Genomic DNA, 13,146 nt, shown 5'->3' on the forward strand with positions numbered 1-13,146 from the left:
CGTAGGAGGGATAAGGGCCGCAGCTGTTTGAGCGAAGCGAGTTCTGCGGACCCCCTCCTACGTCGAGCACCGCAGGTTGCCCGTAGCGAAGCGAAGGGACGCAGACAGTAGGGTCGCCTTTCTTTTGCCTACGTTTCTTTGGCGAAGCAAAGAAAAGTAGGTCGGCCGCCGGGCCGAGACCCGGCCCCGGGAAGCAAACACCAAACGGCGCTCACCGAGGCAACGCCAAGGCAAACGGCAAACTGACAACCCCCAACAAAGTAGAAAGAGTCACCAGCCCAGCCACATAAGGCCCGTTGTACCCCATCCGAGCAGCCAACACGTACGCGCTCGAAGCGGTCGGCACGGCGGAGAAAGCCATCAATACAGCCCCTTGCGCAGCATCAAGCCGAAGCACCCGAGCCAACCCCCAAGCCACCACCGGCAAGAACAGATGCCGTATGGCCAACACGGACACAGCCAGCACCTTCCCCGCCCCGAGGGTGGAAAACTTCATCCCCGCCCCCGCAGCCAGCAGCCCAAGCGCCAACGATGCAGCCCCGATCCGCGTCAGAGTAGGCGTGGCCCAAGTGGGCACAGTCAACCCCAGCACATTGGCCAGCAACCCCGCCACAGTCGCGACGATCAGCGGATTGCGCACCAGCTGCCGCACGAACCCCGTCTGTGCATGCCGAGTCATCGGCCACACAGCCGCGATGTTGAAGATCGGCACGCACACGCCGATCAGCACCGCGATCAGCAGCAGGCCCTCGGAGCCTCCGAGCCGTTCCGCCAGCGCCAGGCAGATGAACGAGTTGAAGCGAAAGGCGATCTGCGCGCTGGCCGCGTGGTCGCGCCGGTCGATGTGCGTGCGCAGGCCCGGAACGAAGGGCAGGGCATAGGCCAGCAGGATGCCGCAGATGCCCACGCCGACACCGGCCGTGAGCAGGCTCGAGGTTGCACCGAAGTCGAGCGGGCTGCGCACGATCGAGTGGAAGAGCAGTACGGGAAATAGAAAGTAGTAAACGAGACTCTCGACCTGGTCCCACACGCGGCGGTCGAGGGCGGTGTAGCGGCACAGGAGCCAGCCGATGGCGATGAGGGAGAAGTCGGGGAAGAGCAGCTGCGCGTAATTCACCGCTTCGAGGATAAACCTCCCTGACCATGGGTAATCCAGAGCACGGGGACGGCCCCCGAGCCGCTAGCATCCGGGCTTCGTTTTTCGACATCAGTCGGTTAGTCAGCCAGTCAGATCAATAAGGAGTTTTCGATGCAACGTCGTCAATGGGGAGCGATGGTGGGAGCCGCGGCACTGGTCGTGGTCGCGGGCCAGAGCTTTGCGCAGGGGTACCCCAACAAGCCGGTCGAACTGAGCGTGCCGTTCGCACCGGGCGGCACGACGGACATCGTGGCGCGCGTGATTTCCGATCCGCTGGGCAAGGTGCTGGGCCAGCCGGTGGTGGTGATCAACCGCGCCGGCGGCGGCGGCATCGTCGGCGCGGCCGAAACGGCACGCGCCACGCCCGACGGCTACAAGCTGGGCATCGCGACGGTGTCCAGCACGGCGGCCAATCCGGCCATCAACCCGAAGACGCCGTACGACCCGATCAACGACTTCACGCCGATCATCAACATCGCGGCCACGCCGAACATCATCGCGGTCAACCCCAGCTTCCCCGCCAAGAATTACGCCGAGTTCGTGGCCGAGCTGAAGAAGAACCCGGGCAAGTACTCGTACGCCTCGTCGGGCACGGGCGGCATCGGCCACCTGCTGATGGAGCTCTACAAGAGCTTGACCAACACTTTCGTCACGCACATCCCCTACCGCGGCGCGGGCCCGGCGCTGAACGACGTGGTGGCCGGCCAGGTGCCGATCATGTTCGACAACATCCCCTCGGCCATGCCCTTCATCCAGAGCGGCCGGCTGATTCCGATCGTGGTGTCGGCGCCGCAGCGCCTGGCCGCGCTGCCCAACGTGCCTACCTTCAAGGAAGTGGGGCTGGAGCCGGTGAACCGCATGGCCTACTACGGCATCCTCGGCCCGAAGGGCCTGCCGAAGGAAGTGGTCGAGAAGATCAGCGCGGGCGTAAAGAAGGCGGTGGAAGAGCCGGCGGTGCGCAAGCGCATCGAGGACACGGGCTCGCTGATCGTCGCCAACACGCCCGACCAGTTCGCGGCTCAGATCAAGGCCGAGTACGACGTGTACAAGCAGGTCGTGAAGAAGCAGAACCTGAAGCTCGACTGAGCCCGGTTTTCCTTGGGTACCGAAGCCGCCCGCATGCCGGGCGGCTTTTTCTTTTTGTTATCTTGCAAGGCATGACCACAGAGGCAGCCACGCAGACCACACCCGGGATCGACGACTTCATCGACGCCCTGTGGCTGGAGGACGGGCTGTCGAAGAACACGCTGGCCGCCTACCGCCGCGACCTCGCGCTGTTCGCGCAATGGCTCGGCGCGCAGCGCAGCGGCACCGCGCTCGACGCCGCGAAGGAGACGGACCTGCAGGCCTACATGGGCGCGCGGCTGTCGGGCAAGGGCAAGGCAACGTCGGCGAACCGGCGCCTTACCGTGTTCAAGCGCTACTACCGCTGGGCGCTGCGCGAGCGGCGCATCAGCGCCGATCCGAGCATCCGGCTCATGCCCGCGCGGCAGATGCCGCGGGCCATCAAGACGCTTTCCGAAAAGCAGGTCGACGACCTGCTGGCCGCGCCCGACGTCGAGTCGCCGCTGGGCCTGCGCGACCGCGCGATGCTGGAGCTGATGTACGCGAGCGGCCTGCGCGTGAGCGAACTGGTGGCGCTCAAGGCCATCGACATGAGCCTGAACGATGGCGTGCTGCGCGTGCTCGGCAAGGGCAACAAGGAGCGGCTCGTGCCCTTCGGCGCCGAGGCGCGGCGCTGGATCGAGCGCTACCTCGACGAATCGCGCCCGGCCATCCTCGACGGGCAGCAGACGCCCGACCTGTTCGTCACCGCGCGCGGCGCGGGCATGACGCGCGTGATGTTCTGGGTCATCGTGAAGAAGCACGCAGCGGCGGCGGGCATCCACGTGCCCCTGTCGCCGCACACGCTGCGCCACGCCTTCGCCACGCACCTGCTGAACCATGGCGTCGACCTGCGCGCGGTGCAGCTGCTGCTGGGGCACGCCGACATCTCGACGACGACGATCTACACGCACGTGGCGCGCGAGCGCCTCAAGCAGCTGCATGCGCAGCACCATCCGCGCGGTTGAGGGCGGGCGCGTCTCTTCTTTTTTCTTTCTCTTTTTTCAATCGACCGGAATCATGAATTTCCTCGCTTCCCCGAAGCCCTCGCGCCGCACGGCGACCCGACTCATTGCCGCCGCCGCGCTGTGCGCCGCCTCCGGCGCCTTCGCGCAGGCCGTGCCCAAGACCGTGCGCCTCATCGTCGCCTACCCGGCGGGCGGCGTCAGCGACGTGGTCGCGCGGGCGCTGGGGGACCGGCTCGCGGCGCAGATGGGCGTCACGGTGATCGTGGACAACCGTGCCGGCGCGAGCGGCGCCATCGGCATGGACGCCATCGCCAAGGCTGCGCCCGACGGCGCGACGCTGGGCTTCTCTGCCATCAGCCCGCTGGTGCTGAGCCCGCACCTGGGCAGGCTGCCCTTCGATCCGTTGAAGGATGTGGCGCCGGTGGCCAGCGTCATGTATTCGCCGGTGCTGCTGATCGCGACGCCGGCCAGCAAGGCGAAGGACTTCCGCGCGCTGATCGACGATGCCAAGGCGCATCCGGGCGCGGTGCGCTGGGCCACATCGGGGCCGGCCTCGCTGGGGCACATCGTGCTGGAGCAGTTGCGCGCGGCTGCGGGCGTCGACATTACGCACGTGCCCTACAAGGGCGGCGGCCAGCAGCTCAACGACGCCATCGGCGGGCAGTTCGAGATTCTTTCGACCAACGCGAGCCCGACGCTTTCGTCGCACATCCAGTCGGGCAAGCTGCGCCCGCTGGCGGTGGGCGCGCCCGCGCGGCTCGAGAGCCTGCCGCAGGTGCCCACGCTGGGCGAGCTGGGCTACAAGGCGGCGAACATCAATTCGCTGTTCGGCGTGTTCGCGCCAGCGGCCACGCCGCCGGCGCTGGTCGCGAAGTACAACGCCGAGATCAACAGGGCGCTGGCCAGCCCCGAGCTGCGCGCCAAGCTCGTGGCCACCGACAACGTGCCGACCGGCGGCACTTCGGCGGCGTTCGCGAAGGAAATCGCCAGCGAGTTCGAGAGCAACGGGCGCATCGTCAAGGCTGCGGGCATCAAGGCCGATTGACCCTGCTGCTTGCAGGATTGAATTTACCTACCTTATAGTAGGTAGATGACCAATGCCACAGCCCTTGCCACCGGCAGCACCCGCGAGCAGATCCTCGCGGTGGCGCGCGGCTTCATCGAAACGCGCTCCTACCTGGGCTTCAGCTTCCAGGACGTGGCCGACGCGGTCGGCGTGCGCAAGGCCAGCCTGTATCACCACTTCCCGACCAAGGAGGCGCTGGGCGTCGCGGTGATCCGCGCGGCCACGCAGGGCTTCAAGGACTGGGACGCCGCCCGGGCGCGCGAGCCGAAGGACGCGCTCGAATCGTATTTCCGCATGTACCGCAACACGCTCAGGGCCGGCTCGGGCATGTGCCCCGCGGGGGCGGTGGCCCCCGGATGGGGCGTCATCAACGACGAGCTGCGCCTGGCCGTGCAGGAGCTGCGCAACACGCAGGTGACGTGGCTCACCGGCGTGCTGGGCGCGCTGATGACGCAGCGCAAGGCCGGCGCCTCGGTCGCCTCGCTGGCCGCCTACGTGTTCTCGGTTTGCCAGGGCGCGCTGCTGTCTGCTCGCATGACAGGCCGCGTCGACGACTTCGACGAAGCCATCGCCCAACTCAGGAGTTCCTTGCCGGGCTGAGTCCTGGCCTCGCGCAGGCACGCTTCGGCGTGCTTATTTTTCGACCTTGAAGCCTACCGATTGGATGGTAGTCAAATCTGCTGGAGTCCATGTCATGAAAGCCGTCATTTCCGCCTACGCCCGTTCCCCGTTCCACTTCGCGAAGAAAGGCGCGCTCGCCGAGGTGCGGCCCGACACGCTCGCCGCCGGCGTGGTGCGCGGCCTGCTGCAGCGCACCGACCTCGATCCCGCATTGCTCGAAGACGTGATTCTCGGCTGCGCCTACCCCGAGGCCTCGCAGGGCAACAACCTCGCGCGCATCGTCGGGCTGCTGGCTGGCCTTCCGCACGAAGTGGGCGGCATGACGGTGAACCGCTTCTGCGGCTCGTCGATGCAGGCCGTGCATATCGCCGCCGCGCAGATCGAGGCGGGCATGGGCGAGGCCTTTCTCTGCGTGGGCGTGGAGTCGATGACGATGGTGCCGCAGGGCGGCTTCAACTTCTCGCCGAGCCCTGAGCTCAAGGAGAACACCGATGCGTACATCTCGATGGGCGAGACCGCCGAGAACGTCGCGCAGCGCTGGAACGTGAGCCGCGCCGACCAGGAGGCCTTCGCGGTGGAGTCGCACTGCAAGGCGGCCGAGGCGCGCGCGCAGGGGCGGCTCGCGGGCGAGATCGTGCCGGTGCGCCTGGCTTCGGGCGATGTCGTCGATGCCGATGGCTGCATCCGCCCGACCACTTCCGCCGAAGCGCTGGCGAACCTCAAGCCCGCGTTCCGCCCCGATGGCCTGGTGACGGCTGGCACATCCTCGCCGCTGACCGATGGCGCGGCGGCGGTGCTGGTCACCAGCGACGAGTTCGCGGCGAAGCACGGCCTGAAGGCGCTGGCGCGCATCCGCTCGTTCGCGACCGTGGGCGTCGACCCGGCGATCATGGGCATCGGCCCCATTCCCGCCACGCGCAAGGCGCTGGCCCGTGCGGGCCTGAGTGCAGCCGACCTCGACGTGATCGAGATCAACGAAGCCTTTTCCTCGCAGGCGCTGGCCTGCATCCGCGACCTCGGGCTCGACCCGGCGAAGATCAACCTCGACGGCGGCGGCCTGTCCATCGGCCATCCGCTGGGCGCGACCGGTGCGCGCATCACCGGCAAGGCGGCCTCGCTGCTGGCGCGCGAGAACGGCCGCTACGCGCTGGCCACGCAGTGCATCGGTGGAGGGCAGGGGATCGCGACGATCCTCGAGCGCGTCTGAACGCCGGCCGCCCGAGAATGACGATCGCCACCCACAACAAAGGAGACCCCATGGCCAAGCTGTATCTCGAGGACCTGAAGGTCGGCGACCGTTTTCGAAGCGCCGAGCACGCGCTCGACGCGGCGCAGATCAAGGCCTTCGCGCAGCAGTTCGATCCGCAGCCTTTTCACACTGACGAAGAGGCCGCCAAGAGCACCTTCTTCGGTGGCCTCGCCGCGAGCGGCTGGCACACGGCCGCGCTCACGATGAAGCTGCTGGTCGAAAGCGGCATCCCGCTGGCCGACGGCATCATCGGCTCGGGCGGCGAGCTGCAATGGCCCAAGCCGACACGTCCCGGTGACGTGCTGCACGTGGAGAGCGAAATCATCGACATCGTGCCCTCGCGCTCCAAGCCCGGTCGCGCGATGGTGGCGATGCGCTGCCAGACGCTCAACCAGAATGGCGACGTGCTGCAGCACTTCACGCCCAAGCTGGTGGTGCAGGCCCGTCCGGCCTGAGCCGAAGAAGAGAACAAGGCCGAAGGCCGCGGCCTCAGGCCTTGTCCTGTGTCTGCGAGAGCTGGCGCAGTTCTTCCGCGCTGAAGCCCGCCCGTCCGCGCGCCTCGAGGTTGAAGGGCGGCTTGTGGCGAGGCGCGTCGTAGCGCGCCACGAGCCCGGGGTAGGCAGCTTCCGGGTCGATGCCCGCTCGCTCGCACAGCCAGCGATACCAGTGGTTGCCGATGGCCACGTGGCCCACCTCGTCGCGCAGGATGATGTCGAGGATCTCCACCGCGCGCAGCGCATCGGGCGTGTTCACGCGCTTGAGCTTGCCCTGGATGAGCGGCGTGGCGTCGAGCCCGCGCGCCTCCAGCGTGCGCGGCACCAGCGCCATGCGGGCGAGCACGTCGTCCTTGGTCTTCTCGCACATGTTCCACAGGCCGTCGTGGCCGGGGAAGTCGCCATAGCGCCAGCCCATGTCCTGCAGGTGCGCGTGCAGCAGCGTGAAGTGCAGCGCTTCTTCGTGGGCCACGCGCAGCCAGTCGCGGTAGTAGGCCTCGGGCATGCCGTCGTAGCGCCACATGGCGTCGAGCGCGAGGTTGATCGCGTTGAACTCGATGTGGCAGATCGAATGGATCAGCGCCGCGCGTCCCTCGGTGGTGAAGGGCGAGCGTTTCTGCACGGCCGTGGCGGCCACGCGCAGCGGGCGCTCGGGGCGGCCCGGTACGCCGAGATCGTCTCCCGCGGTGCGGATGGTTTCGGCTGCTATGGAATCGGTAGCGCCGTCCGCAGAGGTGGCGCGGATGGCACGGGTGGCGGCCACCTTTTCGTCGGGATCTGTAAGGCGAAGCGCGGCCAGCGCGCTCAATCGGGGGTGCATCCCTACAATTCTAGGTTTTGACCTTGCAGGGACCGGAACAATGGCGCTCTACGAACTCGACGGTGTGGCACCCCAGGTGGGCGAAGGTGCATGGGTGGCCGACAGCGCGGAGGTGATGGGCAACGTCAGGCTGGCGGACAACGCCAACGTGTGGTTCGGCGCGGTGCTGCGCGGCGACACCGAGACGCTGAGCATCGGGCGCAACAGCAACATCCAGGACCTGTCGGTGCTGCACGCCGACATCGGCTGTCCCCTGACCGTCGGCGACAACGTGACGGTGGGTCACCAGGTGATGCTGCACGGCTGCACCATAGGCGACAACACGCTGATCGGCATCCAGGCGGTGGTCTTGAATAACGCGAGGATCGGCCGCAATTCGATCGTTGGTGCCGGCAGCGTGGTGACCGAGGGCAAGGAGTTTCCCGACAACTCGCTCATCATGGGCTCGCCCGCCAAGGTGGTTCGCACCCTCGACGACGAGGCGGCCGCCAAGCTGCGCCAAGGTGCGGAGAATTACGTGGCCAATGCGCGGCGCTTCGCCAAGGGCCTCAAGAAGATCGCCTGACCGCATCGGTCGCAGGCATACACACAGAAAGAAGACGTTTTGAGCGAGCTGCACAAATTCCTGTTCGATGGCCTGCCTGTGCGCGGCATGATCGTGCGCCTGACGGATGCCTGGCAGGAGATCCTCGCTCGGCGCGCCTCCAACACCTCCACCGGCGCCTACCCGCCGCCCGTGGCCGAACTGCTCGGCGAGATGACGGCCGCGGCCACGTTGATGCAGGCCAACATCAAGTTCAACGGTGCGCTGATCCTGCAGATCTTCGGCGATGGCCCCGTCAAGGTGGCTGTGGCCGAGGCCAAGCCCGACCTGAGCCTGCGCGCCACCGCCAAGGTGATGGGCGAGCTGCCGGCTGACGCGCACCTGCCCGACATGGTCAACGTGAACAACAAGGGCCGCTGCGCGATCACGCTCGATCCCAAGGACAAGCTGCCGGGCGCCACCCCCTACCAGGGTGTCGTACCGCTCTTCGGCGACAACGGCGAAAAGCTCGGCAAGCTCAGCGACGTGCTGCAGCACTACATGCTGCAAAGCGAGCAGCTCGACACCACGCTGGTGCTGGCCGCCGACGACAAGGTTGCCGCCGGCCTCCTGATCCAGCGCCTGCCGGTGAAGGGCGAGGGCAATCTCGAAGGCACGTCCGACAAGGACCACGACCAGGCCAACGAAGACCAGATCGGCCGCAACGAGGACTACAACCGCATCTCGATCCTCGCGTCGAGCCTGACGCGCGACGAGCTGCTCACGCTCGACGTCGAGACCATCCTGCGCCGCCTGTTCTGGGAAGAGAAGCTGCTGCGCTTCGAGCCGCAAGCCGGCCTGCTCGGCCCGCACTTCGCATGCACCTGCGGCCGCGAGCGCGTGGCGCAGATGATCCGCGGCCTCGGCGTGGAAGAGGCCGAGAGCATCCTCGCCGAGCGCGGCGACATCGAGGTGGGCTGCGACTTCTGCGGCAAGCAGTACCGCTTCGACGCGGTGGATGCAGCGCAGCTGTTCACGCCGGTGGGCGACCGCGTTCCGGGCAGCCCGGTCGTGCAGTAAAGGCCTGAAGGCTGCAGGCGGCCGCCGGGCCGCCGGATGTCATCGGGGGGCGTCGTCGAAGCCACCGAACGAGATATCCGGCGCGCTCGTGTTGTGCTTCGAAGGCAGGCTGCGCCCGAAGCGCACCTGCGTGGCCTGCAGGCTCTTCACCTCTGGCAGCGGCAGCACCTGCTGCGCCGCCTGGGGCGACGCCTGCCAGCGCACCTCGCTCACGTCGGCGTTGTCGGGCGTGACGTACATCGAGCGCAGCACCGCGAAGGGCTGGGCGCTCGCGGTGGGCTTGGACAGCGTCACGTCGAGCGCGGTGCGCACGCGGCTGATTTCGTCCACCCGCACGGCAGCGCTGCCGCCGTTGGTGAAGCGCACGTTGATCGCCAGCGGCCGGGGCACGATGCGGATCGACGCGATGTTCACCACCGGCCGCGCGGCTGCCTCGACCGGACCGAGCAGGAACGAGGAGCCGTACACGCCGTCGCCGAAGCGCGCCTCGGGCAGCGGCTTGAGGCGCCAGTAGCCGTCGGACGGATAGAGCACGATGGCTTCGAGCGCCTTGCCGTTTTCTTTCCTGAACACCTGCAGCAGATGAAAGCCGCTGTCCTTGCGCTTGCCCACCTGCACGGGTACGCGCTGCGGGCGCCAGAAGCTCGGCAGGGTCATGCCGACGATGCGCCACTGGGCGTTGTCCATCAGCACCACGGTGCGCTTGCGAAAGCGGTAGGCTGGGTCGGTGGGATGCTCGCCGCCGTCGAAGTTGCAGCCCGAGAAGTCGGGCGCGGTGACGTCGTTGCCGATCTTGTCGAGGTAGTCGGGCTGCAGCGCCTCGATGCGCATGCGGCGGATGCCTTCGCCGCGCAGGGTCAGCGAGACGTTGTCTTCCTCGGCGCAGGCGGTGGTGGTGGTTCCGTTCTCTACGGTGGCCGCGATGGGCGCCGCGTGGGCCGGGCCAATGGCGGACAGCAGCAGGGCGGCAGGAAGAAGCGCGATGCGCGCGACGGTCGAAAAGGGCATCGGGTCTCCGGTAGGAAAGGGTGCTGCGCGCTACTCGCGGCGCGCGATGAGATCGCTGAAGAGCCTATGTTCGCATTCCGGGTCGGAGCATTTCTCGCAAGGCCACGACCAGGAGGCGGGTTTCGCGTCGGACCTGGCGCGCGTGCGCGGCCGGCCCTCGTTGCCCGCGATGGAGACGATGGCGTTCCATGCGTTGGCCAGCCGCTCGCCGCCGCTGCCGTGCACCACGGCATACGAGAGCTTCGCGCCCGCGAGCGCGGCGCGCACCAGCGTGTCGGTCGGCTGCTGCGCATGCGGGCCGTCGCGCATGTCGTCGGCCACCCAGGGCAGGTCGAGTGCGGTCAGCAGCGTGATGGCGTAGCGCCGCTGGGCCGCCAGCGCGCTGTCGTAGATCGAGGTGTCGGCGAAGAGCTGCTCGCTGTAGACGGCGGTCATGAGCGCGGTGGTGTCGGCCACCACCACGCCGGTGGCGGCCGCGAGCGCGATGCGGCGGGTCTGCTCGTCGGCGATGGCCTGCTGCTCGTCGGGGCGCGGCGTGCGGCCCTCGCGCTCGCACCATTCGCGCAGGTATTCGCTCACCAAGGTCGTCGGAACGTCGCGGTCCTGCAGGCGCTGCGCGATGGCGCGGGCCAGTTCGGTCTTGCCGGTGCTCTCGGCGCCCACGAGGGCGATGACGCAGCCGGTCGGCAGCACGGGCGTCATGCGTGCGCTGCCCTGGCGGCCGCGGGCATGCGCTGGCGCCAGGCGAGGTAGCCGGCCACGCTGAGCACGGCGAACACCGTGTAAAGGCCCACGGTGAGCCACAGGCCTTTGTGGATGAAGAGGCCCACGCTGACGATGTTCACCGCCAGCCAGATCAGCCAGTTCTCGATGAACTTGCGCCCGAGCAGGAACTGCCCGACCAGGCTCAGCCCGGTGGCGAAACCATCCCACCAGGGCACGTCGGTGTCGGTGAAGCGGCGCAGGAAGAGGGCGACAGCCGGCCATGCCAGAGCGCAGGCGAGCAGTGTGAGCGCGATGCCGCGCGACGAAAGGCGGCTGACGTGCAGCGCACTGCCGTCGGCGCGGTGGCCGCGAAGCCACTGCGTCCAGCCCCAGAGGGCGACCAGCGCGAAGAAGACCTGGAGCGAGGCGTCGCCGTAGATGCGAGCCTTGGCGAACACCGCCACGTAGAGCAGCGAGCTGGCGATGGCCAGCGGCCATCCCCAGTGGATCTCGCGCATGTTGCAGCCGACCATGGCGAGCGCGAGCACGGCGGCGACGAGTTCGAGCCAGCTGACGGGAGAGCCCCAGAGCAGGAATGCCGGGGCCGAGAGAAGCTCCGGGATCAGATTTGCCCCCGGAGGGCACCGTCGCAGTCTGTTCGTGGGACACCGCGGAACCGGCTTTGCCGGGCCGCTGGTGTCGCCCCCTGGAAGGGGGTTGGCGAAGCGACACGAAGTGCGCGAAGACTGGGGGGCATCCTAATGAGCGATCTGCACGAACACTTCGTTGGGCTTGACCATGCCGAGTTCCGCCCGCGCACGCTCCTCGACCATCTCGAGGCCGTCCTTGAGGTCGTTGACCTCCGAGGCCAGGCGCTCGTTGTTCAGCGTGGCCTTGGCATTGGCTTCCTTCTGGTCGGCCAGCTTGGTGCGCAGCTGGGCCACGTCGCGCACGCTGCCGCGCCCGTTCCACAGCTGCCACTGGAGGATGGCCAGCAGGAGCAGCAGGACGATCGGAGGAACGAAGCGGGCGCGCATGCCGCGTGGCGTCCAGGTGTTACTTCAGGTTGTAGAACGCGCCGCGGCCCGGGTAGACGGCAATGTCGCCGAGGTCTTCTTCGATGCGCAGCAGCTGGTTGTACTTGGCGATGCGGTCCGAACGCGACAGCGAGCCGGTCTTGATCTGGCCGGCGTTGGTGCCCACGGCGATGTCGGCGATGGTGCTGTCTTCGGTTTCGCCCGAGCGGTGCGAGATCACGGCGGTGTAGCCTGCGCGCTTGGCCATCTCGATGGCGGCGAAGGTCTCGGTCAGCGTGCCGATCTGGTTGATCTTGATCAGGATCGAGTTGGCGATGCCCTTCTCGATGCCTTCCTGCAGGATCTTGGTGTTGGTGACGAACAGGTCGTCGCCCACCAGCTGCACGCGCTTGCCCAGGCGTTCGGTCAGGTGCTTCCAGCCGTCCCAGTCGCCTTCGTGCATGCCGTCTTCGATGCTGATGATCGGGTACTTGTCGACCCAGGTCGCGAGCATGTCGGTCCAGCTTTCGGACGTGAGCGAGAGATTCTCGCCCGACAGCACGTACTTGCCGTCCTTGTAGAACTCGCTGGCCGCGCAATCCAGGCCCAGGGCGATCTGTTCGCCGGCGGTGTAGCCGGCCTTGTCGATGGCTTCCAGGATCAGCTGGATGGCCGCTTCATGGCTTTCGACGCTGGGAGCGAAGCCGCCTTCGTCGCCCACCGCCGTGCTGATGCCGCGGTCGCCCAGGATCTTCTTCAGCGCATGGAACACTTCGGCGCCGTAGCGCACGGCCTCGCGGAAGCTCTTGGCGCCCACGGGAATGATCATGAATTCCTGCAGGTCGAGGCTGTTGTTGGCGTGCGCGCCGCCGTTGATGACGTTCATCATCGGCACCGGCAGCTGCATGCCGCCCATGCCGCCGAAGTAACGGTACAGCGGCAGGCCCGACTCTTCCGCAGCGGCGCGGGCCACGGCCATCGACACGGCGAGAGTGGCGTTGGCGCCCAGGCGGCCCTTGTTGTCGGTGCCGTCGAGGTCGATCATCGTGCGGTCCAGGAAGGCCTGTTCGCTGGCGTCCAGGCCGAGCACGGCTTCCGAGATCTCGGTGTTGATGTTCTCGACGGCCTTCAGCACGCCCTTGCCGAGATAGCGGCTCTTGTCGCCGTCGCGCAGCTCGATGGCTTCGCGCGAACCGGTCGACGCGCCCGAGGGCACGGCAGCGCGGCCCATGGTGCCCGATTCGAGCAGCACGTCGCACTCGACGGTGGGGTTGCCTCGGCTGTCGAGAATTTCGCGGCCGACGATGTCAACGATTGCACTCATCTTTTGTCTTTCTCTTTCGGTTCTCTTTGG

General features: G+C 67.5%; 15 protein-coding genes. 8 read left to right on the forward strand and 7 right to left on the reverse strand.

The window, feature by feature from the left end; genetic code table 11:
- Positions 1-211: 211 nt before the first annotated feature.
- A complete protein-coding gene (locus AC1VNX_RS12845; RefSeq protein WP_483161941.1) occupies positions 212-1,129 on the reverse strand; it encodes an AEC family transporter in 918 nt (305 codons plus the stop codon).
- A gap of 120 nt (positions 1,130-1,249) precedes the next feature.
- On the opposite strand from AC1VNX_RS12845, the gene AC1VNX_RS12850 reads away from it, so the two are divergent.
- The 6 genes from AC1VNX_RS12850 (at position 1,250) to AC1VNX_RS12875 (ending at position 6,601) form a co-directional block, all read left to right on the forward strand.
- Positions 1,250-2,224 carry a tripartite tricarboxylate transporter substrate binding protein BugE gene (locus AC1VNX_RS12850; protein WP_483157032.1) on the forward strand — a complete coding sequence of 325 codons (975 nt, stop codon included), beginning with the start codon at positions 1,250-1,252 and terminating at the stop codon, positions 2,222-2,224.
- Between the two features lie 71 nt (positions 2,225-2,295).
- Positions 2,296-3,210: a site-specific tyrosine recombinase XerD gene (gene xerD, locus AC1VNX_RS12855; RefSeq protein WP_483157033.1), complete on the forward strand. Its 915-nt coding sequence runs from the start codon at positions 2,296-2,298 to the stop codon at positions 3,208-3,210.
- 52 nt (positions 3,211-3,262) lie between these two features.
- On the forward strand, positions 3,263-4,255 hold the full coding sequence (locus AC1VNX_RS12860; protein WP_483157034.1) for a Bug family tripartite tricarboxylate transporter substrate binding protein: 993 nt from the start codon (positions 3,263-3,265) through the stop codon (positions 4,253-4,255).
- Between the two features lie 45 nt (positions 4,256-4,300).
- Positions 4,301-4,876, forward strand: coding sequence for a TetR/AcrR family transcriptional regulator (locus AC1VNX_RS12865; protein ID WP_483157035.1), 576 nt, complete (start codon positions 4,301-4,303; stop codon positions 4,874-4,876).
- Positions 4,877-4,970: 94 nt separating this feature from the next.
- Positions 4,971-6,104, forward strand: coding sequence for a thiolase family protein (locus AC1VNX_RS12870; RefSeq protein WP_483157036.1), 1,134 nt, complete (start codon positions 4,971-4,973; stop codon positions 6,102-6,104).
- 50 nt (positions 6,105-6,154) lie between these two features.
- Positions 6,155-6,601, forward strand: coding sequence for a MaoC family dehydratase (locus AC1VNX_RS12875; protein WP_301509044.1), 447 nt, complete (start codon positions 6,155-6,157; stop codon positions 6,599-6,601).
- Positions 6,602-6,635: 34 nt separating this feature from the next.
- Here AC1VNX_RS12875 and AC1VNX_RS12880 read toward each other — a convergent pair whose 3' ends face one another.
- Complete coding sequence (locus AC1VNX_RS12880; protein WP_483157037.1) at positions 6,636-7,460, reverse strand: ferritin-like domain-containing protein; 825 nt, start codon at positions 7,458-7,460, stop codon at positions 6,636-6,638.
- A gap of 40 nt (positions 7,461-7,500) precedes the next feature.
- Here AC1VNX_RS12880 and AC1VNX_RS12885 point away from each other — a divergent pair, with 40 nt between their 5' ends.
- The gene (locus AC1VNX_RS12885; RefSeq protein WP_093203221.1) at positions 7,501-8,025 is read left to right on the forward strand and encodes a gamma carbonic anhydrase family protein; all 525 of its coding nucleotides are present in this window, start codon (positions 7,501-7,503) and stop codon (positions 8,023-8,025) included.
- A gap of 39 nt (positions 8,026-8,064) precedes the next feature.
- On the forward strand, positions 8,065-9,063 hold the full coding sequence (gene hslO / locus AC1VNX_RS12890) for an Hsp33 family molecular chaperone HslO (protein ID WP_483157038.1): 999 nt from the start codon (positions 8,065-8,067) through the stop codon (positions 9,061-9,063).
- Positions 9,064-9,102: 39 nt separating this feature from the next.
- Here hslO and AC1VNX_RS12895 read toward each other — a convergent pair whose 3' ends face one another.
- The 5 genes from AC1VNX_RS12895 to eno form a co-directional block, all read right to left on the reverse strand.
- Positions 9,103-10,071: a hypothetical protein gene (locus tag AC1VNX_RS12895; RefSeq protein ID WP_483157039.1), complete on the reverse strand. Its 969-nt coding sequence runs from the start codon at positions 10,069-10,071 to the stop codon at positions 9,103-9,105.
- 30 nt (positions 10,072-10,101) lie between these two features.
- Entirely contained in the window at positions 10,102-10,773 is a 672-nt protein-coding gene (locus tag AC1VNX_RS12900) for an AAA family ATPase (protein ID WP_483157040.1), read from the reverse strand.
- The gene (pnuC, locus tag AC1VNX_RS12905) at positions 10,770-11,399 is read right to left on the reverse strand and encodes a nicotinamide riboside transporter PnuC (protein WP_483161942.1); all 630 of its coding nucleotides are present in this window, start codon (positions 11,397-11,399) and stop codon (positions 10,770-10,772) included. The genes AC1VNX_RS12900 and pnuC overlap by 4 nt, the downstream gene beginning before the upstream one ends.
- Before the next feature lie 135 nt (positions 11,400-11,534).
- On the reverse strand, positions 11,535-11,813 hold the full coding sequence (gene ftsB, locus AC1VNX_RS12910; protein WP_483157041.1) for a cell division protein FtsB: 279 nt from the start codon (positions 11,811-11,813) through the stop codon (positions 11,535-11,537).
- Positions 11,814-11,832: 19 nt separating this feature from the next.
- The gene (gene eno / locus AC1VNX_RS12915) at positions 11,833-13,116 is read right to left on the reverse strand and encodes a phosphopyruvate hydratase (RefSeq protein ID WP_093203187.1); all 1,284 of its coding nucleotides are present in this window, start codon (positions 13,114-13,116) and stop codon (positions 11,833-11,835) included.
- Positions 13,117-13,146 lie beyond the last annotated feature (30 nt).

It is taken from the genome of Variovorax sp. TLI9-5A, assembly GCF_056867935.1.

Coding starts and splice junctions, on each gene's coding strand:
- AC1VNX_RS12850 (WP_483157032.1), top strand. CDS start 1,250: ATGCAACGTCGTCAATGGGGAGCGATGGTGGGAGCCGCGGCACTGGTC.
- xerD (WP_483157033.1), top strand. CDS start 2,296: ATGACCACAGAGGCAGCCACGCAGACCACACCCGGGATCGACGACTTC.
- AC1VNX_RS12860 (WP_483157034.1), top strand. CDS start 3,263: ATGAATTTCCTCGCTTCCCCGAAGCCCTCGCGCCGCACGGCGACCCGA.
- AC1VNX_RS12865 (WP_483157035.1), top strand. CDS start 4,301: ATGACCAATGCCACAGCCCTTGCCACCGGCAGCACCCGCGAGCAGATC.
- AC1VNX_RS12870 (WP_483157036.1), top strand. CDS start 4,971: ATGAAAGCCGTCATTTCCGCCTACGCCCGTTCCCCGTTCCACTTCGCG.
- AC1VNX_RS12875 (WP_301509044.1), top strand. CDS start 6,155: ATGGCCAAGCTGTATCTCGAGGACCTGAAGGTCGGCGACCGTTTTCGA.
- AC1VNX_RS12880 (WP_483157037.1), bottom strand. CDS start 7,460: ATGCACCCCCGATTGAGCGCGCTGGCCGCGCTTCGCCTTACAGATCCC.
- AC1VNX_RS12885 (WP_093203221.1), top strand. CDS start 7,501: ATGGCGCTCTACGAACTCGACGGTGTGGCACCCCAGGTGGGCGAAGGT.
- AC1VNX_RS12895 (WP_483157039.1), bottom strand. CDS start 10,071: ATGCCCTTTTCGACCGTCGCGCGCATCGCGCTTCTTCCTGCCGCCCTG.
- AC1VNX_RS12900 (WP_483157040.1), bottom strand. CDS start 10,773: ATGACGCCCGTGCTGCCGACCGGCTGCGTCATCGCCCTCGTGGGCGCC.
- ftsB (WP_483157041.1), bottom strand. CDS start 11,813: ATGCGCGCCCGCTTCGTTCCTCCGATCGTCCTGCTGCTCCTGCTGGCC.
- eno (WP_093203187.1), bottom strand. CDS start 13,116: ATGAGTGCAATCGTTGACATCGTCGGCCGCGAAATTCTCGACAGCCGA.